Origin of the sequence: Amycolatopsis cihanbeyliensis, assembly GCF_006715045.1 — a bacterium.
Lineage (GTDB): Bacteria > Actinomycetota > Actinomycetes > Mycobacteriales > Pseudonocardiaceae > Amycolatopsis > Amycolatopsis cihanbeyliensis.
Genome location: NZ_VFML01000002.1, coordinates 944,875 through 962,727, shown reverse-complemented (window position 1 = coordinate 962,727; position 17,853 = coordinate 944,875). Strand labels below are relative to the sequence as shown.

The 17,853-nt window shown below is 69.8% G+C and carries 21 protein-coding genes; 11 read left to right on the top strand and 10 right to left on the bottom strand.

Annotated features, from left to right (window positions below; genetic code table 11):
• Positions 1-47 precede the first annotated feature (47 nt).
• Positions 48-893 (bottom strand): helix-turn-helix transcriptional regulator, encoded by an 846-nt coding sequence (locus FB471_RS32990; protein ID WP_142003721.1) that lies wholly within the window; start codon positions 891-893, stop codon positions 48-50.
• Positions 894-1,001: 108 nt separating this feature from the next.
• On the opposite strand from FB471_RS32990, the gene FB471_RS32985 reads away from it, so the two are divergent.
• The 3 genes from FB471_RS32985 to FB471_RS32975 all read left to right on the top strand — a co-directional run bounded on the left by FB471_RS32985 (position 1,002) and on the right by FB471_RS32975 (position 3,509).
• Positions 1,002-1,448 (top strand): PPOX class F420-dependent oxidoreductase, encoded by a 447-nt coding sequence (locus tag FB471_RS32985; RefSeq protein ID WP_142003720.1) that lies wholly within the window; start codon positions 1,002-1,004, stop codon positions 1,446-1,448.
• Complete coding sequence (locus tag FB471_RS32980) at positions 1,445-2,446, top strand: aldo/keto reductase (protein WP_211358308.1); 1,002 nt, start codon at positions 1,445-1,447, stop codon at positions 2,444-2,446. Before FB471_RS32985 ends, FB471_RS32980 begins: the two co-directional genes overlap by 4 nt.
• A 109-nt stretch (positions 2,447-2,555) precedes the next feature.
• Positions 2,556-3,509 carry a GNAT family N-acetyltransferase gene (locus FB471_RS32975; protein ID WP_142003719.1) on the top strand — a complete coding sequence of 318 codons (954 nt, stop codon included), beginning with the start codon at positions 2,556-2,558 and terminating at the stop codon, positions 3,507-3,509.
• Here the strand turns inward: FB471_RS32975 and FB471_RS36040 are convergent.
• Together FB471_RS36040 and FB471_RS32965 are read right to left on the bottom strand one after the other, a co-directional pair.
• Positions 3,487-4,095, bottom strand: a complete 609-nt coding sequence (locus FB471_RS36040; protein ID WP_142003980.1) for a DUF222 domain-containing protein — start codon at positions 4,093-4,095, stop codon at positions 3,487-3,489. The two genes, FB471_RS32975 and FB471_RS36040, sit on opposite strands and share 23 nt — an antisense overlap.
• Before the next feature lie 191 nt (positions 4,096-4,286).
• Positions 4,287-5,327, bottom strand: a complete 1,041-nt coding sequence (locus FB471_RS32965) for a YeiH family protein (RefSeq protein WP_142003718.1) — start codon at positions 5,325-5,327, stop codon at positions 4,287-4,289.
• Between the two features lie 153 nt (positions 5,328-5,480).
• Here FB471_RS32965 and FB471_RS32960 point away from each other — a divergent pair, with 153 nt between their 5' ends.
• Both FB471_RS32960 and FB471_RS32955 read left to right on the top strand, forming a co-directional pair.
• Positions 5,481-6,257, top strand: a complete 777-nt coding sequence (locus tag FB471_RS32960; protein ID WP_142003717.1) for a GntR family transcriptional regulator — start codon at positions 5,481-5,483, stop codon at positions 6,255-6,257.
• 55 nt (positions 6,258-6,312) lie between these two features.
• The gene (locus FB471_RS32955; protein ID WP_142003716.1) at positions 6,313-7,350 is read left to right on the top strand and encodes a zinc-dependent alcohol dehydrogenase family protein; all 1,038 of its coding nucleotides are present in this window, start codon (positions 6,313-6,315) and stop codon (positions 7,348-7,350) included.
• A 22-nt stretch (positions 7,351-7,372) separates the two neighbouring features.
• Here FB471_RS32955 and FB471_RS32950 read toward each other — a convergent pair whose 3' ends face one another.
• The 4 genes from FB471_RS32950 to FB471_RS32935 all read right to left on the bottom strand — a co-directional run bounded on the left by FB471_RS32950 (position 7,373) and on the right by FB471_RS32935 (position 10,282).
• The gene (locus FB471_RS32950; protein WP_142003715.1) at positions 7,373-7,990 is read right to left on the bottom strand and encodes a class I SAM-dependent methyltransferase; all 618 of its coding nucleotides are present in this window, start codon (positions 7,988-7,990) and stop codon (positions 7,373-7,375) included.
• A 161-nt stretch (positions 7,991-8,151) separates the two neighbouring features.
• Positions 8,152-8,637, bottom strand: a complete 486-nt coding sequence (locus tag FB471_RS32945) for an FBP domain-containing protein (protein WP_142003714.1) — start codon at positions 8,635-8,637, stop codon at positions 8,152-8,154.
• Positions 8,638-8,695: 58 nt separating this feature from the next.
• A complete protein-coding gene (gene lexA, locus FB471_RS32940; protein WP_142003713.1) occupies positions 8,696-9,358 on the bottom strand; it encodes a transcriptional repressor LexA in 663 nt (220 codons plus the stop codon).
• Between the two features lie 66 nt (positions 9,359-9,424).
• A complete protein-coding gene (locus FB471_RS32935) occupies positions 9,425-10,282 on the bottom strand; it encodes a class I SAM-dependent methyltransferase (RefSeq protein WP_142003712.1) in 858 nt (285 codons plus the stop codon).
• A 75-nt stretch (positions 10,283-10,357) separates the two neighbouring features.
• Between FB471_RS32935 and FB471_RS32930 the strand changes: the two genes are divergently transcribed.
• The 3 genes from FB471_RS32930 (at position 10,358) to FB471_RS32920 (ending at position 11,532) form a co-directional block, all read left to right on the top strand.
• On the top strand, positions 10,358-10,795 hold the full coding sequence (locus tag FB471_RS32930; RefSeq protein ID WP_142003711.1) for a helix-turn-helix domain-containing protein: 438 nt from the start codon (positions 10,358-10,360) through the stop codon (positions 10,793-10,795).
• 113 nt (positions 10,796-10,908) lie between these two features.
• Complete coding sequence (locus FB471_RS32925) at positions 10,909-11,127, top strand: hypothetical protein (RefSeq protein ID WP_142003710.1); 219 nt, start codon at positions 10,909-10,911, stop codon at positions 11,125-11,127.
• 177 nt (positions 11,128-11,304) lie between these two features.
• Entirely contained in the window at positions 11,305-11,532 is a 228-nt protein-coding gene (locus FB471_RS32920; RefSeq protein WP_142003709.1) for a hypothetical protein, read from the top strand.
• Here the strand turns inward: FB471_RS32920 and FB471_RS32915 are convergent.
• Positions 11,514-12,089 carry a dihydrofolate reductase family protein gene (locus tag FB471_RS32915; protein WP_142003708.1) on the bottom strand — a complete coding sequence of 192 codons (576 nt, stop codon included), beginning with the start codon at positions 12,087-12,089 and terminating at the stop codon, positions 11,514-11,516. The genes FB471_RS32920 and FB471_RS32915 overlap by 19 nt on opposite strands.
• 120 nt (positions 12,090-12,209) lie before the next feature.
• Complete coding sequence (locus FB471_RS32910) at positions 12,210-13,406, bottom strand: cytochrome P450 (RefSeq protein ID WP_142003707.1); 1,197 nt, start codon at positions 13,404-13,406, stop codon at positions 12,210-12,212.
• A 95-nt stretch (positions 13,407-13,501) separates the two neighbouring features.
• Here FB471_RS32910 and FB471_RS32905 point away from each other — a divergent pair, with 95 nt between their 5' ends.
• Together FB471_RS32905 and FB471_RS32900 are read left to right on the top strand one after the other, a co-directional pair.
• Positions 13,502-14,287, top strand: a complete 786-nt coding sequence (locus FB471_RS32905) for a TetR family transcriptional regulator (RefSeq protein ID WP_142003706.1) — start codon at positions 13,502-13,504, stop codon at positions 14,285-14,287.
• Positions 14,288-14,427: 140 nt separating this feature from the next.
• Entirely contained in the window at positions 14,428-15,267 is an 840-nt protein-coding gene (locus tag FB471_RS32900) for a TIGR03620 family F420-dependent LLM class oxidoreductase (RefSeq protein WP_142003705.1), read from the top strand.
• Positions 15,268-15,292: 25 nt separating this feature from the next.
• Here the strand turns inward: FB471_RS32900 and FB471_RS32895 are convergent, their stop codons facing one another.
• Positions 15,293-16,213 (bottom strand): aminoglycoside phosphotransferase/kinase family protein, encoded by a 921-nt coding sequence (locus tag FB471_RS32895; protein WP_142003704.1) that lies wholly within the window; start codon positions 16,211-16,213, stop codon positions 15,293-15,295.
• A gap of 296 nt (positions 16,214-16,509) precedes the next feature.
• Between FB471_RS32895 and FB471_RS34680 the strand changes: the two genes are divergently transcribed.
• Positions 16,510-17,790, top strand: a complete 1,281-nt coding sequence (locus FB471_RS34680) for a DUF2716 domain-containing protein (protein WP_211358307.1) — start codon at positions 16,510-16,512, stop codon at positions 17,788-17,790.
• Positions 17,791-17,853: the final 63 nt, after the last annotated feature.

Below are 17,853 nucleotides of genomic sequence, written 5' to 3'. Positions count from 1 at the left end.
GACCGCCAGGTCCGCACCGCGCGACCCGTGGTCTCGAGGCAACACGTTCAGGCGTACCCGTGTCCAGCGGCCGGGACCATGCTGTCACCGGCGAGGGGATCGGCCGTGGCGGTGTCGGTGGGCAGGTAGACCAGGAGGCGATGCTCTTCGGTACCCGCCAGAGCCAGGTTCTCGTAGGCCAGGTCCACCGTGCCGTACCGGGGATGCCGCCAGCGTTCGACGCCGGTCCAGGCAGGCAGCACGGCGGAGGCGGCGAACCGGCGGGTGAACTCGGTGCCCGCCGTGACGGACAGTTCCTCGGCGAGCGCGGCGGCCGCGTGGTCCCCGAGATCGCCGGCGGCCCGCAGTGCCGCGGCGCGGTCGTCCGCCACTCGGTCCCAGTCCGGGAAGGTCACGCGGGCATTCGGGTGGGTGAACACGAAGCGCGCGAGGTTGGGTGGATCGGTGTCCAGCAGGCCGACCGGTCCCGCGAGCAGCCGGAACCCGGTGTTGCTCGCGAGCACGTCGCCCTGGGCGTCCACGATCAGGGCGGGTGTGGGTTCCATCCGGTCGAGCAGGGCGCGCACGGTGGGCCGCGGTTCCGGTCGCGGCGGCGCTGACTGCGCGCACCCCCCGCCATCGCTCGCCTTGACCAGGCGATGCAGGTGTACGCGTTCCTCCGGCGAGAGTCCGAGCGCGTCGGCGAGCGCGCCGAGGACCTGACCGGAAGGGTGCCGGTCCCGCCCCCGCTCCAGGCGGGTCAGGTACTCGACGCTGATTCCGGCGAGCGTGGCCAGTTCGCCCCGGCGCAGCCCCGGTGTCCGCCGGCGGGGCCCGCTCGGGAAGCCGGCCGCGGACGGCGCGATCGCCTCCCGCCGGGCTCGCAGGAAACCGCCCAGCGCGTTGTCGACCATGGTCACCGAGTCTAGCGGCGTCCGCCCCGCGCGATCGGCCAAGCCGTCCGGGAGAGGGGCCCTGCCGGGGCCTCCCTCCGCCGGGAGGACCGGTCGACGCTGTTCGGCATGAACGTGTTTTCCACAGCAGAGTTCGAGTACCTGCGGAGCCAGCCGCTGGCCCGCCTCGCGACGGTCGGCGCGGACGGGATGCCTCGGGTCAAGCCGGTCGGGTTCCTGCTGGATACCGCCACTGGCGGCATCGTGATCGGCGGTTATGCCGGTACCGGGATGGCGAGCAGCAGGAAGTTCCGTGACGTCCAGGCGACCGCCGAGGTCGCGCTGGTCGTCGACGATCTCGCCGAGGTCGACCCGTGGACACCACGGGGCGTCGAGATCCGTGGGCGTGCCGAGGCTCGCACCACCGGTGGCGCCGAGACGGGAGAGCGGCTGGGTGCGGCGTTTCCCCTCGATCCCGCGTGGATCCTTGTGGTGCCCCGCCGGGTCGTGTCCTGGGGACTGGCGGCCTCGGCCTTCGAGGTTTCGGCCCGTGACGTGCTCCCGAAGGCGGGATGACCATGCGATACCGGCTTTTCGGTCCGACCGGGCTGCGGGTCTCGGAACTGGCGCTCGGCACGATGGTCCTGGACGACCCGCGGGAGTGGCGGCGCATCCTGGACACCTATGCCGATGCGGGTGGCAACGTGCTGGACACCGCGTCGGCCTACGGCGAAGGGGAGAGCACGCTCGGCACGGTCCTCGGCAGGCGCGATCGTTTCGTCATCGGCACGAAGTACACCTTGTCGCGCGATGCCAAGGATCCCAACGCGGCGGGCAATCACCGCAAGAACCTCGTACTGTCGCTGGAACGCAGCTTGCGCCGGCTGCGCACCGACTACATCGACATCTACTGGGTGCATATCTGGGACCGGCACACTCCGGTCGAGGAAACCATGCGCGCGCTGGACGATGCCGTGTGCGCGGGAAAGATTCTGCACATCGGCATCTCCGACACTCCCGCGTGGGTCGTGGCAAGGGCGAACACCCTCGCGCAGTGGCGCGACCGGACCCCGTTCGCCGGCTTGCAGGTGCCGTACAACCTGCTGAAGCGGGATATCGAACGGGAGTTGCTGCCGATGGCCGAGGCATTCGGGCTGAGCGTGACCACCTGGGCGCCGCTCGCGCGAGGTGTGCTTTCCGGTGCCGCGGATGCCCCTGCCGGTGCGCCGGGCCCCTCGCGGTTCGATCCGGCGACCCTCACCGCGCGGGAGCGGGCGGCGGCCGGTGCCGTCCGGACGGTCGCCGACGAGCTGGGCGCTCACCCCGCGCAGGTGGCGATCGCCTGGACCCGCGGCAAATCCGCGGCGATCCTGCCGATCGTGGGCGTGCGCAGCGCCGCCCAGCTCACCGAGAATCTGGGGGCCGTCGAGCTGACCCTGCCGGAGGACGCGATCCGGCACCTGGAAGATGCGGTGGAGTTCGACCCGGGATTTCCCAGCGACTTCATCGCCCAGTGCGAGCCCGATCCGTTCGTGTTCGGGGACGCCGCGACGAAGGTGGACGCGCGCCGATAGGTTCCGCCACCACGACGGTGCGCTTCGCGGGTCGTGTTGTTGGCTGCCGCGATCGGCGGCCCCGGAAACGGTTCGACGGCTTCGCGGCGTCCTGACACAGTGGCGCGCTATGGCGAACTTCGAGGTTGTGACCGCCGCGGACGTGCGGCTCATGCAGGGTCTGGCGCAGCGTGTCACCGCCATCCGCCCGGATTTGGTGAACAGCGACGCGTCGTTCGGTGAGCTGGCCTGGATCTGGGGTAGGGGGCACGCCAGCGACGGCGCAAGCTGGCCGCGTCGGCTGTGGTTTTCCGGCGGGGATCTGGTGGCGTGGGGTTGGGCCCGTCTTCCGCGCCGGGTGAGGCGGAGCGACGGGTCGGAGAAGGACGTCACCAACGCCTATCTGGCGTATCAGGTCCATCCCGACCACGCCGGGCTGGTTGACGAGGTGATCGACTGGTACGACGGCGCGGCGATGGACATCGAGCGTACGGTGAGGCCGAGCGCCGCCGATGAGTTCGCCCTGAGGCGATGGGCGGCGCACGGCTATGAGACCGACCCGGCCTCGCTTGGCGACACCGGGTCCTGGACCCAGCTCAACGAACGGGATCTCACCGATCTGGAACAGCCGGTGCTGCCGGACGGATTCCGTTTCCGCACCGCCGATGAGGCCGGACCGGATGCCGCGGTCCGAGCCCACCTGGACGCCTGGGCTCCCTCGACCTACACGGCCGAGGGCTACCAGGGCGTCCGGCGGACGGCGGCGTATCGCGGCGACCTGCACATCCTGGTGGAGGCGCCGGACGGAACGATGGCATCCTCGACGATCATGTGGCTCGACGAAGCGGACAAGACCGCTGAGTTCGAGCCGGTCGGGACGCATCCGGACTACCGGCGGCGGGGGCTGGGACGGGCGATGCTTCTGCACGGGATGCATCTGGCGCGGGTGGCCGGGGCCACCCAGATGACGGTCGCCTGCATGGGTGCGCCGGGGCATCCCGAGGCGCGCGGCCTGTACTACAGCGTCGGGTTCCGGGAGTTGTCGCGAGACGCGCCGCTGATCAAAACCAGGACCGCGGGCTGAGACTGGTCGGCCCGCTGTTCGTCGCCGACTTGTCGCACCGCTGATCTGGCCTCACGCGGCCTCCTTTCCTTGGTGGTGGAGGAGGTTGCGTCTGGGTCGTCGTTTCGGGTCCCGGACCGCCCCGGGTGTCGCGCCAGTCCAGAAACCGGGTGGGCCGCGTCAGGTGGTGTTCGGTGGGTGGGTTTCCGTCCTGGTTCAGGCGGGCCACGATCTCTCGCCCCAGCGCGGTCACGGTGTGGGGTTCGTATTCCCGCGCGGCTGTGGTCAGCAACGCCTCGGCGTGTTCCCGGTCGGGCAGGCTCACCGGTTGTGGGAACCTGGCCACGGTGGCGCGGATGGTCTCCTCATGTTCGGGCCCGATCGCGCCCTCCGCCACGGCGGCACCCACCTCGGGCAGGTCCGGCTTCAGCGGGGTACCGGTGGGGCCGTGCCGGGCCACCGCTGTTCGGGCGTGGGCCACCCGTTGCCGGGCGTCGTGGGGGTTGATGCGCAGGATCTCCCGCGCCAGCGCCGCGACATGGCGGTAGGCGCCGTGTGGCGGTGGTGCGGCCGTCCAGTTCGGCCAGGGCCGCCAGTTCCCGGGCAGAGAGGCCTCGCCGCTGCTGTTCGATCTCGTCCAGCGTGGCCAGTAGTTCCGCCTCGCCCATGCGGGAGGTGTCGATGCCGAAAGTCCTGCTCACGGCTCCACCATACCGTATACTCGACCGTATGTTCGAGCCACGATCGGGTGGTATTTCGTTGTCGCACGTCGCTGAGCGTGAGGTCACCTCGGTCCGATCAGCCGGTCCCGGTGAGCGCCTGCAGGGCGAGGCTGGAGACCGAAACCGCCAACCACAGCAGCACCCCGAGCAGCAGCGGACGATGACCGGCCGTGCGCATATCGGTCAACCGCAGGCCGAGCCCGATCCCGGTCAGCGCGGTGGTGATCAGGAAGGTGCCTGCCGTGGAAAGGGCTGGGTGCCAGGAATCGGGGATCACGCCGAGGCTGCCCACGGTGACGGCGAGGAGGAACCCGAGCAGGAACGGCGGCACGATCCGCCGCCACGGCATGCCGTGCGGGTCGAACGCCTGGGCGGCGTTGTTTCGGCGAGCGGCCAGCACCGCGAGCACGAGCACGATCGGGACCAGCATCAGCGTCCTGGTCAGCTTGACCACCACGCCGTGCGCGCCCGCCTCCCCGCCGTAGCCGTACGCGGCCGCCACGACCGAGGAGGTGTCGTTGATGGCGGTGCCGCTCCAGAGCCCGAACGCTTCGGGGCTCATGCCCATCAGGTGCCCCAGCGGCGGGAACAGCAGTACGGCTGCGATGTTGCAGGTGAAGATCGTGCCGAGGGCGTAGGCGACCTCGGCGTCCTTCGGCTTGAGGACCGCGCTGGTCGCGGCGATGGCGGAGGCGCCACAGATGCCGGTGCCCACGCCGATCAGCGTCCGGGCATCCCCGCGTACCCCCAGCAGGTTGCCCAGCAGCCACGCCCCGCCCAGCGCCACGGCCAGCGTACCGAGCATGACCGGAAGGGACTGCCCGCCGACCTGGACGACCTGCCGCAGGGAAAGGCCGGTGCCCAGCACGACGATCGACAGTTGCAGCACCGGCTTGGCCGCCACCGCGTAGCCGGGACCGCAGCGACTGGACCGCAGCGCGGGAACCAGTGCGGCCAGGGCCGCGCCGAGCAGGATGCCGAACACGGGGCCGCCCACGATCGGCACGAACCGGCCGGCGATGGTGGCCACCGCCGCCACGAGCACGGCGACCGCAAGGCCCGGCGCCACCTGGGCCAGGCCCGACGGCGTGACCGGGGTCGCCGTGTCCGCGCTCACCGGTGCCGCTCGCCGGAGCCGGCCGGTTCGCCGTCGGCGACCGCCCGCACGGTCATCGCCCCACTCCTTTCCGTTTAATGTACGTACATTTACGTTACGATATGTTCGTACATAAGGCAATCGATAGAGTCGCCGTGGACGGGAGGAGGCGATATGGCCGGGAGCACCCTGGACCGGGACACGTCGGTTCCCCTGTGGCGGCAACTGCAGCGGCACCTGCTCACCCGGGTGCGGGCGGGGGAGTTCGCCGACTACGTCCCCGGCGAGCTCGCGCTGGTCGAGGAGTACGGCGTCAGCAGGCAGACGGTGCGCCAGGCGCTGCGCCAGCTACGGGCCGACGGGGTGATCATCTCCGAGCGCGGGCGGCAACCCCGGATCGCACCGATCCCGGAGATCAGCCAGCCGGTCGGTGCGCTCTACAGCCTGTTCGCCTCCGTGCAGGCGGCGGGCCTTTCCCAGCACAGCGTCGTGCGGACCTTCGACGTGCGGGCGGACGCCATCATCGCCGAGCGGCTCGACCTGGAGGCGTCCACCCCCCTGGTCTACCTGGAACGTCTTCGGCTGGCCGGGGAGGAGCCACTGGCGCTGGACCGGGTCTGGCTTCCCGAGTCACTGGCCCGGCCGCTGCTCGACGCCGACTTCCGGCACACCAGCCTGTACGACGAACTGGACCGGCGCACCGGAATCCGGCTCGACCGCGGAAGTGAGCAGATCCACGCCGTCGTGCCGACCCCGGCCGAGCGCGTCCAACTGCGGTGCGACGCGGCCGCGGCCGCGTTCTCCGTCAGCAGGATCGGTCACGCCGAGGGGCGGCCGGTGGAATGGCGGCATACCGTGGTGCGCGGCGACCGGTTCGCGCTCACCGCCGAGTTCTCCGGTCGCGCGGGGTACCGGCTGGTCGGTTCGCCGGGCCGGGCCGAGCCGATCTAGCTACCCGCTGGGATCGAGCAAGGGAGTTCGGAAGCGAGCAGGATCGGAGGGGTTCATGCGAGCGACTGTCATCTACGGCGCGGGCGATGTGCGGGTGGAGGAGGTTCCGGACCCGAAGCTGCGCGAGCCGACCGACGCCGTGGTGCGAGTGTTGCGCTCCTGCGTCTGCGGCAGTGACCTGTGGCCGTACCAGTCGAAACCCGACGCCGAGCGGGCCGACCGCATCGGCCACGAGTTCATCGGCGTCGTCGAGGAGGTCGGCTCGGCGGTGTCCGGCCTCGCCGTCGGTGACCTCGTGGTCTCCCCGTTCGTCTGGGCGGACAACACCTGCGACTTCTGCCGCGAGGGCCTGCACACCTCCTGCCGCAACGGCGGCTTCTGGGGAGCGGGCGATGTGGACGGCTGCCAGGGCGAGGCGGTGCGGGTGCCACAGGCACAGGGGACGCTGGTGAAGCTGCCCGTCGGTGTGGACTCCGCGCTGCTTCCCTCGTTGCTGACGCTGTCCGACGTCTTCCCGACCGGGCACCACTGCGCGGTGACGGCCGGCGTCAGCCCGCGCACGACGGTGACGGTGATCGGGGACGGCGCGGTCGGGCTGTGTGCGGTACTGGCGGCACGGCGGCTGGGAGCCGAGCGGATCGTCCTCATGGGACGGCACACCGACCGCACCGACATCGGCCGCGAGTTCGGCGCCACGGATGTGGTCGCCGAGCGCGGGAAGGAAGGCGTCGAGCGGGTTCGTGAGCTCACCGGCGGTGATGGGACCCACGCCGTGCTGGAGTGCGTCGGCACCCTGAACGCGCTCGAGACGGGGTTCGGCGTGGTCCGGGCCGGCGGCAGGGTGAGCCGAGTGGGGATGCCACAGTACCGGGAGGCGGCGGTCGGTTTCGGTATGTTCGTCCGGAACGTCACGCTGACCGGCGGGGTGGCCCCGGCGCGCGCCTACATCGACGAACTGCTGCCCGATGTGCTCGACGGTACGGTCGAGCCCGGCCGGGTGTTCGACCGCACCATCGGCCTGAGCGAGGTGCCCGACGGCTACCGGGCGATGGCCGACCGCACGGCGCTGAAGGTGCTCGTCCGGCCGGACTGATCCGGTCCCGACTCGGGCCGGCTCACCGCAGCCGCCGTGCGCGCAGGACTGTGTCGTGGGTGTGCCCGGCGCCCGGAGGGGCGGGCGCGGTCCGCGACCGGGTCTCGTTGACCAGCACGGCCCAGGCGTCGTCGAGAAGCTCGGCGATATCGCCGGGATGGTAGTAGTAGGACGGGTCGAACCCCTGCTCGCTATGCGAGCCGAGGTCGGCGAGGTCGTGCCCGGCCACCAGCAGCGTGCCGCCGGGTGCCACGGCCGCCAACAGCCCGTGCAGTGCGGCGTGGTGGTGCCGGGGCAGCGGGAAGTACTGGACGGACACCAGGTCGAACGCGCCGGCCGGGGGCCGGATGCCGGTCAGGTCACCGCGGGTCCAGGCCACCCGTCCGGTGACATCCGTGCCCGCCTCGGCGGCGCGTTCCAGCGCGATCCGGGAGATGTCGACCGCGGTGACCTGCCAGCCGCGCCGGGCGAGCCAGAGTGCGTCGGCGCCCTCGCCGCAGCCCACGTCGAGCGCTTGCCCGGGCGGCAACTCGCTCACCTCGGTGACGAGTACACCGTTCGGCTCGCCGCTGAAGAGCTGGTCGCGGCTGCCGTACCGCTCGTCCCAGAACTGTGCGTCCCGTGTGTGCTGTGTGTCCACTGCTCTCGCCTCGGTGCTCGGTCCGATGTGTCCGGAGGCTGTGGGCTCTCTTCGGCCGCTGTTCCCCGGACTCTTGCCAGCACCAGCCTGCCGCCGCCGGCATCGGGTTGACGACGTTTTTTGCCGAAATCGCAAGATGGGACGAGTCGCGCCGGGTCGCGTCAGCCGAACACCCTGTGCAGGAACGCGGCCAGGTTCACCCTGGTCCGCTCGACCTGCTCGGCGACCGTGAGCGACTCGTAGATCCGCAGGCCGGTGTCCTTCTTCCCGCGCAGGTAGAGCGAGCAGGCCAGGTCGGAGCAGAGATAGACACCCACGGAGTTGCCCTGCTTGCCGTTCCGGCCGGCCTTGCGCGCGGTCATCAGGGAGACGCCGTCCCCGGTGTGCGTGGTCAAGCACAGCGAACACATGCTGCGCCGGATGTGCCCTGACTGTGGCGCCACCCGTAGCACCACGCCGCTGAGCCCGGCGCCGGATTCGGCCACCAGGTACGCCCGATCCCGCGCGGAGGGGTCCCGCCAACCGAGGAAGTCCAGGTCCTCCCACGGCCAGTCGGCCAGGTCCCTGGGTACGGCAAGGCGCTTCGCCGCGCCCTTCGTGCAGTTGACGAAGGAGGCACGGATCTCGCGTTCGGTCACCGGTCTCATGGCAACCAGCCTAATAGTATTAGGCAAGTAAATAATGAGATTAGCTTTCGCGTGGTCTTCAGACGCTGCGCAGCACCGAGACGACGGTGCCCAGTACCACGGCCGTGTCCCCGTCGATGACCTCGTATTCCGGGTTGCGCGGCTCGAGGTAGACGTGGCCGCTCCGGCGGCGGTACACCTTGACGGTGGCCTCGTCGTCGATCATCGCGGCGACGATCTGGCCCGAATGGGCCTCGGACTGCTGCCGGACCACGACGACATCCCCGTCACAGATCGCGGCGTCGATCATCGAGTCCCCGCGCACCCGTAGACCGAAAACGTTGCCACGCCCGGTGAGTTCCCGCGGCAGCGTCAGCATGTCGTCGACATGTTCCTCGGCCGAGATGGGGGTTCCCGCCGCGATATCGCCGACCACGGGCACGCTCACCGAGTCGTCGGTGGTCTCCCGCGCCGAGGGCTCCCGCAGGAACATCCGCACGTCGATCGGCCGGGACATGGTGTCACTGCGCCGGAGGAATCCCTTGTCCTCCAGGCTGGCCAGATGTTTCGACACCGATGAGGACGACCGCAGCCCGACGGCATCACCGATCTGCCGGGTGCTCGGCGAGTATCCGTGCCTGACCACCCAGTCCTGGATCGTGAGCAGGATCCGCTGCTGGCGGAGCGGCAGGATCGAGGCGTCCAGATGTCCGAACGTGGCACCATCGTCGTAGGCGGTCATCCGCGGAATGGTAGAGGTCCACGACCCGCCCGGTGCCGACCGGGCCGCCGGCATGTCTCCGTCCGGTCACACCTGGTCGGAGGCCGCGCGGGCGGTGACGACCCAGCAGGCAGCGGTGAAGCGGACCCGCGTTCCTCGCACGAAGGGAGCAAAGGCGGGAAGGACCGCGTCGACGACCTGGTCGCGCAGCCGGTCGTCCGCCTCCTGCAAGGCCCTGCCGACCGGGCCGAACAGCGTCACGTACCGCGCCAGTTCCTGTTCGGGCAGGCTGCAGGCCACGTCGACGGGCTGGATGTCGATCCCGGTCCATGCGCTCTCCGCGAGCGCGCGGCGGACGCGATCCGCGTCGGCGAGGGCGAACTGCCCTGGCGCGTCCGGGTCGCGGTCGGGCAGGTTCGGCAGGAGCGGTGCCGCGGCGCGCTCGGCCGTTGTCATGAACGGATTTTCCGCCATGCCGCGCCAGACGATGAAGCGGAGTTCGCCGCCGTCGCGCGTGGCGCGCCGCAGGTTGTCGAAGGCACGCGCGACGTCGTCGAAGAACATGACCCCGAAGCGGGAGACGATCAGGTCGAAGCCGCCGGGCTCGAAGGTGTGCGACTGCGCGTCGGCGCGGATGAAGCTCGCGGGCGCGCCCTCGCGTTCGGTCCGGGCCCGCGCCGCGGCGATCATCGGCTCGGAGACGTCGACCCCGACGCAGCGGCTCCCCGCGCCGAGCGCCGTGGCCACGGCCACGGTGACCCCGCCGGTGCCACAGCCGACATCGAGCACCCGGCGCGCGGGTACGGGGCGGACCGCGTCGACAAGCACGTCCTCGACCGGTTTGAGCATCCGGTCGAGCAGGTCCTGTGCCTCGACCCAGCCGCGTGCGCCCGCGCCGTTCCATAGCGCGGTCTGCTCGACGTTGGTCTCGGGAACGGCATTCATGATGATCTCCATTGCTTGCGGCTCGGAAGCGGAAACCGTACCGTGCCAGTTCAAGTCAACTTGAGGTCAAGAATGATGACGGACCTGGACATAGCGGAGGTGTCGCGGCGCTCCGGCCTGCCCGCCTCGACGTTGCGTTACTACGAGGAAAAGGGGCTGATCGCCTCGATCGGCCGGCGGGGCCTCGCGCGCCTGTTCGACGAGAACGTGCTGGAGCGGCTGGCGCTGATCGCGGTCGGGCGCGCCGCCGGCTTCTCCCTCGACGAGATCGCGCTCATGTTCGCGCCGGACGGGCGGCCGCGCATCGACCGGGACATGCTCACGGCCAAGGCGGACGAGTTGGATTCGACGATCCTTCAGCTGAGCGCCATGCGGGACGGCTTGCGGCACGCCGCCGCATGCCCCGCGCCGAGCCACCTGGAATGCCCCACCTTCCGCCGCATCTTGCGGGCAGCCGAGTCCGGCGTCGTTCGGGCACCGAAGGCGCGGGCGCCGCGGCGTCCGGCGAAATAGGGCGAACCGGGCCGACGCCGGGTCGCAGGGGCGGAGCCGTCGGAGATCCACGAGAACGTCATGAGCGCCGTCGCGGACCTCAGTACCGGCCGCACCGGGCGGTGGAGCAACTCGTGCACGACATCGAGGCACTTGGACATGCCGCGGTTGAAGCCCGCGCCGGGCGTGAGCCCTGGAAAGGGCTTCGACCCGGACAACGTCGGGACCGCAGGCTGCCGGAGCGGACCGAGCGGGACGTTCGCGAGTCCGGGATCGACATCACGGCCCCGGACGGCAGCGGCGGGGGCGGCGCCAGTGAGGACTCGCGGTCCGAGTTGCAGGGCCGGGCCTGACGTGGCGGCCCTTGCCGAGCTGTCGGTGGACGCGACCTCACCCGATGGCGTTGCCGCGGTGCCGACATCGCGAACGCCGGATACGTCACCGAGCGGCTGCGCTGGCGGGTGCAGCGGCTCGAGCCGGAGTTGCAGTCGACGTCGAAGCACGCCACGGTTACTCCGACGCCGACCGAGATGAAGTCGACCAACCCGCGCGACGCGCGGAACGAGTACCTCAAGGACCGGTCCCTGCCCGGCTACAACCTTGTCCCGCCCGTGCCGGAGGCGATCGAGGCGCGGCCGCCCTCCGACGACTGGTACGACGGCTTCCGGGTCAGGGGCGGCGACTGGCCCGCGTCGGCGGCCGGGATCCGACGCGCCAGTATCGCCGCGACGGCGATCACTCAGCGGACGACGTCGTAGACCAGCTTCTGGATTCCGTTGGCGTAGGATTCGCTCTCGACGAGTTCGAGGTTCTGCTTGTCCTTGTCGGCGTCGCTGAACAACCGCTTGCCCGCGCCGAGCAGGACGGGGAAGACCAGCAGGTGGTAGCGGTCGATCAGGCGGGCATCGGACAGGTTGCGGTTCAGGGTGGCGCTGCCGTGAATGATGATCGGCCCGCCCTCGGTCTCCTTGAGCGCGGCGACCTCGTCCAGTGAGCGGAGCACGCTGATCTCGCCCCAGTTGGACACCAGGTCCTGTTCCCGCAGCGTGGTCGACACCACGTACTTCGGCATCGCGTTGTAGCCGGAGAACTCCTCGGTCATGTCCGGCCACACCGGCGAGAAGGCCTGGTAGCTGACGCGGCCCATCATCATGGCCGCGGCCTCGCCCTGCTCGCGGCCCTTGATCTTGTATACGGCTTCGTCGAACTCGATGTCGTTGAACGTCCAGCCCGAGTTGCGGTAGCCCGGTTCTCCGCCAGGCGCCTCGATGACGCCGTCGAGCGAGACGAACGCGGTGGCGATCAGGGTGCGCATCGGTTGCTCCTTGGTAGTTCCGCTCTGCTGTCACCAGTGCGTCGAACGGGAACTGCCGGATGCGACACCTCGCCCCGAGAAATTTCCGGTTCCTCCGCCTCCCGGTCCATCCGGATCCTCTCACCAGGCGACCGGGAGCTGGTGCAAGCCGTATATCAGCACGTTGTGCTTGATCGGGACCTCCTCGGGTTGGACGGCGAGGCGCAGGGTGGGGAATCGCCGCAGCAGTGCGGGATAGGCGACCTGCATCTCGGCGCGGGCGAGCTGCTGGCCAAGGCACTGGTGGATGCCGTGGCCGAACGCGACATGCCCTCTGGTGGACCTGCGGAGATCCAGCGTCTCGGGGTTGTCGAACTGTTCCCGGTCACGGTTGGCCGCCGCGGTGGAGATGGTGACCGACTCACCGGCCCGGATCAGGTGACCGTCCAGCTCGACATCCTCGGTCGCGGTACGGACCGTGGCCATGACGATGCTCAGGTAGCGCAACAGCTCCTCGATGGCCAGCTCGAGGATGTCCGGGTCGCCCCGCAGGATGGTCAACTGGTCGGGGTGCGCGAGCAGGGCGAAGGTGCCCAGCGCGAGCATGTGCGAGGTCGTGTCCAGCCCGGCGCCCAGCAGCATGAAGGCGATGTTGGTCAGTTCCTCGTTGGTCAGCTCACCGCTGCCGACCAGGCCACTGAGCAGGTCGTCGGTCGGCTCGCGGTGCTTGGCCGCCACCAACTCCCCGAGGTAGGCGCCGAGGTCGGCCACGGCCGCGAGGGCCTGCTCCTTGGTCGACTGCGCATCTCCCATCGTCTTGGTGTCGGCCTGGAACCGATCCCGGTCGGCATAGGGCACGCCGAGCAGTTCGCAGATCACCAGCGCTGGGATCGGCCGTGCGAACGCATCCACAAGATCCAGCGGTGGGCCGTGCTGTTCCATCGCATCGAGGTGGTCGTTGGTGACCCGCTCGATGCGTTCGGTGAGCTGCCGCATGCGGCGGACGGTGAACTGGCCGGTAAGGAGGCGGCGGTAACGGGTGTGGTCTGGCGGGTCCATCGTGATGAACATGCCCGGGGGTGCCGGCTTCGGCTCCTGTGCCTGTAGCTCGTTCTCGAAGATCGGCCGGTGCGTCAGCTCGGACCGAGCGCTGAAGCGGGGGTCGGCCAGCACTGTGCGGGCCAGGGCGTGGGTGGTGACCAGCCAGCCGGTGTGCCCGTCGGGGTAGGCCATCCGGCTGATCGGGTGGTTCCGGCGCAGCTCCGCCAGTTCCTCGGGCGGGTCGAACGGGTTGGGGCGCGTCATCGGCAGTGGCGCCGCGACGGGTGGAAGTGTCATCTCGGCTCCTTGGTGGTTCCGATACTTCCTGACCATCGGTCAGGATTATCACGCTACCACTCTCCCTGCGGTCAGGAAGTACCTAGACTCGGGGCATGGACGAGCAGACGGCATCCGACACCCGGTCGCGCATCCTCACCACGGCAAGAGAGCTCTTCGCCGAGCAGGGCTACGAGCAGACGTCGGTGCGCCAGATCGCCGTGCGGCTGGACGTCAGCAAGGCCACGGTGCTGTATCACTTCTCGAGCAAGGTGCAGATCCTCGCGACTCTCGTGACGCCGATGCTGGACGACGCCAAGGCGGTCCTGGACGCCGCCGAGAAGCTGGAGCCGGACGAGGCGCGCTGGGTGGTCGTCACGGGCCTCCTGGACGGGATCCTCGAGAATCTGCCGCTGCTCGGCATCTTCGACGGGTGGTGGCTGATGCGTGAGCCGCTGCTGCGCCGCGTGGTGGACCAGAACACCCGCACGATCGAGATCATCGCAGGTCCGGGGGCGGGCCTGCGCGAGCGTGTCCGGGCTTCCGCGGTGCTCGCCCTGCTTGCCCGCCCGGCCATGCACAACCGGGACGCGCCCGTCGAGGACGTGCGCAGGGAGGTGCTCGACGCGGCGCGGCAGCTCTTCGACGACGGCGGCGACCGGGACGACGAACGGGCCGGGACCGCTGCGCCCGGGGAAGGCGAGGTCGGTCGGGCGCCGCGGGGCCGCCGCGGCCGGCGCACCGTGATGACGGGGGAGCGGGTCGCCAGGGCCCGGCGGATGTACGCGGCGGGCACCCACACCGTCGACGAGATCGCGCGGGCGACGGGCGTATCCCGCGCGACCTTGTACCGCCACCTCAACGAGGTCGTCTCGGGCCAACAGTATTCTGAGACTATATGAGATATTTTGAGACGAAAAATGAGACGACGTCCGGAGCCGGGGATGCGACGGGGTCCAGCGCGGGTTGACCTCGAGGTTGGTTGAGCTATTAGCGTCGCGATCGTTCAGCGACACGACCCACCAAGGAAAGGTGTGGACAGATGACACAGCTCGACTCGGGTGCTCTGGGGCGTATCGGTGTGACGCTGGACGTGCGCGCCGACGGCGGTCACCGCGACGACGCTGCCATGTTGGAGAGCCTCGGTTACTCGACGATCTGGATCGCCGGCGGACAGTTGGCGACCCTGGACCCGTTGCGGGACGTCATCCGGGCGACCGAGACGATCCCTGTCGGAAGCGCGATCATCCCCGCCCGGATGTACGCGTCCGACAGTGTGGTCGCGTTGCGGCGCGACCTCGAGGCCGTCGATCCAGGACGACTGATCACCGGGCTGGGCGGAGCGCACGGCGACCGTCCGCTGCGGGCTATGAACGCCTACCTCGACAGCCTGGACGCCGCCGACCCGCCGGTCCCGGCCGGCGCCCGCATGCTGTCGGCGCTGGGTCCGCGGATGCTGGAGCTGTCCCGCGACCGCGCGGCCGGCGCACTGCCGCTGCTGGTCACTCCGGAGTACACCGCGCGGGCCCGGCGGATCCTGGGCGAGAAGGCGATCCTGGCCGTCATGGAGTACGTCGTCCTCGAAAGCGATCCACAGCTGGCCAGGGGCACAGTCCGCGAGCCCATCGGGTTCCTCACCCAGGTCGGCGGCTACGCACGGAATCTGCTTCGGATGGGCTTCGCCGAGGAGGACATCGCCGGGCCGAGCGACCGCCTGCTCGACAGGCTTGTCGCCTGGGGCGACATCGACACCGTCGCCGCCCGCGTGACGCAACACCTCGATGCGGGCGCCGATCAGGTCGTGCTCGTCGTGCAACCGACGGACCCGGACACCGTTCCCCACGCCGAGTGGCGCGCACTGGCCGACGCCCTCATCGGCTGAGCCCATCCGGACTCGCATGTCGGTGCTAGGCATTCGCTCGATGGAGGCGTTCGGCCGCTTGTGCCCGGAGTGCGTCGCCGGAGATCGGGGTGCTGCCGTGCAGCGCTTCCCATCGGGCGTTGTGCGCTGCCGGCCACAGGCTGGCCGCCCACGCGATCTCCTGTTCCACGGCCGTGAACAAGCGCCCCCGAACGTCCTGATAGGTCACCAGGAACGCCTCGGAACTGTCGATCGGCGCCAGCGTGGGCGGCCCGGCACTGGCGAACGTCCCACTCGCCGCTCCCACCAGCGCTGCCTCGGGTTGCCACGCCAGGCTGTCCCAGTCGTGCACCGCCCACACCTCCCGGCTGTGCCACCGGAGGTTCTGTGCCTCGAAGTCGGCGTGGCCCAGCACGCACGGCAGGCCGGCGGCCAGTATCCGCCCGCGGGCCCGGCCGGCGGTGTCGACGACGTACCCGGGCACGGCGCTCTGGTCCCGGTCATCGAGGAACTCGATCGCGGGCCACACCCCGGGGTCCGGGTGGTCCCAACGTGCCCAGCGCGGATTCGGCAGCGGCGGCGCGACGGTCACGACGGCCAGCTCGGCCATCAGCCGGGCGAACACCTCCGCGTAGCGCACGGCCACGTCCGGCGAGTCCCCGCGCAACATCTCGCCGCCCGGCCGGAACTCCTCGGCGTGCACGGCCAGTGAACCGACCCGGGTCACCGGCGTGAGTGGTCGCGCACACGGAAACCCGCGCTCCGCCAACCGGGCCTGCGCCGCGACACACGACACGGCCCGGCCGTCATCGGCGCGCGCCTTGACCACGACGCCCGTACCATCGGTCAACCGGAGGCCGAGCACCGTGGATATCTGCTGTATCTGGAACAGCACTTCGGCGGGTTCGCCCCCCAGGTGGTCCAGGCACCACCCAGGCGACCAGTCCGGCAACTCGTCCAACGGCACGGTGCGGATCCTAGATAACCGGGGCGGGAGCGCACAGGATGCGACACGCGCGACGTCGTCCGTGACGAGGCTGTGGCTCGACCCGGACACCGGTCGGACATTGTCGGAAGAGGGCGTCGTTCATGGAGGCGCACCACAGACCCGGCCGGTATACCTCGGCGCAGGCAACACGCGGTTCATGGCTCTCGGTGTCGTCGTCCACGAGTAGCCGGCCGCGCGGGATTTCCGGCCCGACGCCAGCGACAATCTGTGGGATCGGAACCGCGGCGTGACAATGGCTTCTGTGGACGGCTTCTGTGGACGTGGACGAGTGTCGGCTGCGGTTCGATCGGCAGGTGCGGGCACGGGTGCGCGAGGAGCCGCCGGCCGGCAGTGTGGTCGAGTGGGATGGGCGGGTAGCTCGCACTCACTTCGGCACACATGGCACGGTGACGCACCCCGATCTACCTGAGGACGGTCTCGATGAGTTGGTCTGGCGGCAGGCGAGGGCCTTCGCTGACCGGGGCGAGCCAGCCGAGTGGAAGGTGTATGCCCATGGCACCCCGGTGGATCTGGGCGATCGGTTGCTGTCTGCGGGCTTTACCGCAGGATGGACCCGCCAGGTCTTGATCGCGGACCTAGCGGCGGTCACGTTGGAGGGCGGGCTGCCGCGGGGTGTCGTGATCAAGGAGAACCACAAGCAACTCCCCGACCTGGTCGGGGCCACCGGTCCGCATCGTGCTTCGCTCGTCGAACTGGTCGCGGACGGGCCCGAACCGTCTGGGGACCTGCACACCGCCGCCATGATGCGCGACGGGCGGGTCCTCGCCGCCGGTTGGGTGGAACTCCTCGAGGACACCGACTTTGCCGCGATCGGCGGGATGATCGCACCTGAGCCTGCAATCCTGTCGATTCTGTGCGCCTGGGCGCGCCAGCCCCCTGACCTCCGCCTGGCTGGTAAGACCTACGTCCTCGCCGAGGCGGACGGAGCGCTGGCGGCCCTGCTGACCAGCGCGGGGTTTTTGCCGATCACCGATGTCACCTCCTTTCACCTCTCGCCACCCGAGCCGCCTGCCCGTGAACGCCCCGTCGTCCACATCGGCGACGTGGAGTACAAGCGGGTCTGGGACCGTTTCGACGCGGACTTCCGATTCAACCCCGGGGTGCCGTCCATGCCCGCCATAGCCGAACCACAAGCGTCGGTCACCTGGCATCTGGGCGTACTACTCGATGGCGGTGAACAAGCCGTTGACCAGTTGCGGCGTATCGTCGAGCGCGGTCTTCGCGCGTGCACCGAGCCCGGCGAGGACCTCTACTGGCTGGATTGGAACCATCCCGGCTGCCGCTTTTACCCCGCCCGAGTCGGCGGTCAAGGCCAACCGCCCTGGCCTGGCGACGCCTATCCCAACGGTGACTACTACATCTACATCACCCCAGATTTTCGATTGGGCACCTTCGGCCATCCGTGGGAACACTCCCTGTGTGTTTTCGGGGACAGCCTGCTTGCCGAGATTGAGCACGATCTCACCGAACTGCTCGGGACCGTCATGCGCCGCGGCGGGCACAACATCGGCAACGTCCAGCACTTTGGCGCGTAACGGTCACATCTCTCATCGACCTCGCGTAAGCGCAAGAAAGACGCAAAACCGATGAGAAAGCGC

What these genes read in the sequence shown, in the direction of transcription:
- FB471_RS32990 (WP_142003721.1), bottom strand. Translation starts at nt 893, where the DNA reads ATGGTCGACAACGCGCTGGGCGGTTTCCTGCGAGCCCGGCGGGAGGCG.
- FB471_RS32985 (WP_142003720.1), top strand. Translation starts at nt 1,002, where the DNA reads ATGAACGTGTTTTCCACAGCAGAGTTCGAGTACCTGCGGAGCCAGCCG.
- FB471_RS32980 (WP_211358308.1), top strand. Translation starts at nt 1,445, where the DNA reads ATGACCATGCGATACCGGCTTTTCGGTCCGACCGGGCTGCGGGTCTCG.
- FB471_RS32975 (WP_142003719.1), top strand. Translation starts at nt 2,556, where the DNA reads ATGGCGAACTTCGAGGTTGTGACCGCCGCGGACGTGCGGCTCATGCAG.
- FB471_RS32960 (WP_142003717.1), top strand. Translation starts at nt 5,481, where the DNA reads ATGGCCGGGAGCACCCTGGACCGGGACACGTCGGTTCCCCTGTGGCGG.
- FB471_RS32955 (WP_142003716.1), top strand. Translation starts at nt 6,313, where the DNA reads ATGCGAGCGACTGTCATCTACGGCGCGGGCGATGTGCGGGTGGAGGAG.
- FB471_RS32945 (WP_142003714.1), bottom strand. Translation starts at nt 8,637, where the DNA reads ATGAGACCGGTGACCGAACGCGAGATCCGTGCCTCCTTCGTCAACTGC.
- lexA (WP_142003713.1), bottom strand. Translation starts at nt 9,358, where the DNA reads ATGACCGCCTACGACGATGGTGCCACGTTCGGACATCTGGACGCCTCG.
- FB471_RS32935 (WP_142003712.1), bottom strand. Translation starts at nt 10,282, where the DNA reads ATGAATGCCGTTCCCGAGACCAACGTCGAGCAGACCGCGCTATGGAAC.
- FB471_RS32930 (WP_142003711.1), top strand. Translation starts at nt 10,358, where the DNA reads ATGACGGACCTGGACATAGCGGAGGTGTCGCGGCGCTCCGGCCTGCCC.
- FB471_RS32920 (WP_142003709.1), top strand. Translation starts at nt 11,305, where the DNA reads ATGAAGTCGACCAACCCGCGCGACGCGCGGAACGAGTACCTCAAGGAC.
- FB471_RS32915 (WP_142003708.1), bottom strand. Translation starts at nt 12,089, where the DNA reads ATGCGCACCCTGATCGCCACCGCGTTCGTCTCGCTCGACGGCGTCATC.
- FB471_RS32910 (WP_142003707.1), bottom strand. Translation starts at nt 13,406, where the DNA reads ATGACACTTCCACCCGTCGCGGCGCCACTGCCGATGACGCGCCCCAAC.
- FB471_RS32905 (WP_142003706.1), top strand. Translation starts at nt 13,502, where the DNA reads ATGGACGAGCAGACGGCATCCGACACCCGGTCGCGCATCCTCACCACG.
- FB471_RS32900 (WP_142003705.1), top strand. Translation starts at nt 14,428, where the DNA reads ATGACACAGCTCGACTCGGGTGCTCTGGGGCGTATCGGTGTGACGCTG.